The organism is Pseudomonas agronomica, from assembly GCF_025917275.1.
In the GTDB taxonomy this organism is placed as follows: Bacteria; Pseudomonadota; Gammaproteobacteria; order Pseudomonadales; family Pseudomonadaceae; genus Aquipseudomonas; species Aquipseudomonas agronomica.
Window position 1 is genome coordinate 1 of record NZ_JAOSHO010000835.1, and the last position, 1,346, is coordinate 1,346.

Genomic DNA, 1,346 nt, shown 5'->3' on the forward strand with positions numbered 1-1,346 from the left:
GGTCCAGGTCGGTTTCAGATCGTGGTCAACGCCCGCAACCGTTCGATGTCGAGGATTGCGATTTCGCCATAACTCAGGTGAACAATGCCCTGCCCCTGCAAATCCTTGAGGATCTGGTTGGTGGTCTGGCGAGACAGGGAAAGCATCAGTGCCAGTTGTTCCTGGGGCAACTGCAAGATCCGGCGCGCCGGTTCGATTTCACCGTAGCCTTCGGCGATCATCAGCAGGCGGTGGGCCAAGCGGGCCGGGGCGGGCATCAGGCTCAGGTGTTCGAGATTGATGAAAGTCAGGCGCAGTTTGTGGCTCATCAACAGGGCAAGATGACGCCAATGAACGGGTTGTTCTTCCAGAAAGGCCAATAGCGCAGCCTGCGGCAAATGCAGCAACGAACATTGGCCGACGCCCACCGCATCATGGGTGCGCGGCTGACCATCAAACAGGCAGATTTCACCAAACCAGTGGGGTGACTCCACCACGCTCAGCAGCGCTTCCTTGCCCTGCTCGCTGACCGCGCCGATACGCACCGCCCCTTCGAGCACCGCGTACAAGCCACACGGCGCATCGCCGCGCTGGAACAGCCGTTGCCCCGGCGCCAGTCGGCGCACCCGCGACATGCCCAGCAGGCTATCCTGAAACTCGGCGGGCAAATGGCTGTACCAATGTCCGGTCAGCAGATGCGTGTGCCAGGGGTGCAAATTCATGGAAACTCCGGGACAAGTGTCGGCTAGCTGACAGAGCGCCTGGTGAAACCCGATCATCATGCAGGCATCACCTCAGGAGGAACAACAATGAAAAGCCTCGTCGATCACCTCAGTCAATACGCGGCCTACCACCGCGACCCGCGCAACATCGCCAGTCACTTCATCGGGATCCCGCTGATCGCCGTCGCCGTCGCCGTGCTGCTGTCACGGCCCGGATGGCCGGTCGGCGCGATCCTGGTTTCTCCGGCGCTGCTGGTGGCGATGGCGAGTGCCTGGTTTTATCTGCGCCTGGAACTGCGCCTGGGCGTGCTGATGAGCGTGCTGCTGGGGCTCGCCATCTGGCTGGGCCAGGTGCTCGCGGGGCAGAGCACAGCGATCTGGTTGTCCAGCGGACTGGGCATGTTCGTGGTGGGCTGGGTGATCCAGTTTGTCGGTCACTATTACGAAGGGCGCAAACCGGCGTTCGTCGATGACCTGACCGGGTTGATTGTCGGGCCGTTGTTCGTAGTGGTGGAAGCGGGCTTCCTGTTGGGGCTTCGCGGTGACCTGAAACGCGCCATCGAGGAGCGCGCCGGGCCGGTGGCGTTGCGTAACCAGCGCTCGGTGGCCTGAAAGCTACGCAATGCTGATAGCGGTGGGATACCT

At 62.0% G+C, this 1,346-nt stretch carries 2 protein-coding genes; one reads left to right on the forward strand and one right to left on the reverse strand.

Going from position 1 to position 1,346, the window contains the following annotated elements; genetic code table 11:
* Window positions 1–14 precede the first annotated feature (14 nt).
* Window positions 15–701 carry a Crp/Fnr family transcriptional regulator gene (locus OC610_RS27525; RefSeq protein WP_264432636.1) on the reverse strand — a complete coding sequence of 229 codons (687 nt, stop codon included), beginning with the start codon at window positions 699–701 and terminating at the stop codon, window positions 15–17.
* Window positions 702–788: 87 nt separating this feature from the next.
* Here OC610_RS27525 and OC610_RS27530 point away from each other — a divergent pair, with 87 nt between their 5' ends.
* Window positions 789–1,313: an Mpo1 family 2-hydroxy fatty acid dioxygenase gene (locus OC610_RS27530; protein WP_264432638.1), complete on the forward strand. Its 525-nt coding sequence runs from the start codon at window positions 789–791 to the stop codon at window positions 1,311–1,313.
* Window positions 1,314–1,346: the final 33 nt, after the last annotated feature.

Coding starts and splice junctions, on each gene's coding strand:
- OC610_RS27530 (WP_264432638.1), top strand. CDS start 789: ATGAAAAGCCTCGTCGATCACCTCAGTCAATACGCGGCCTACCACCGC.
- OC610_RS27525 (WP_264432636.1), bottom strand. CDS start 701: ATGAATTTGCACCCCTGGCACACGCATCTGCTGACCGGACATTGGTAC.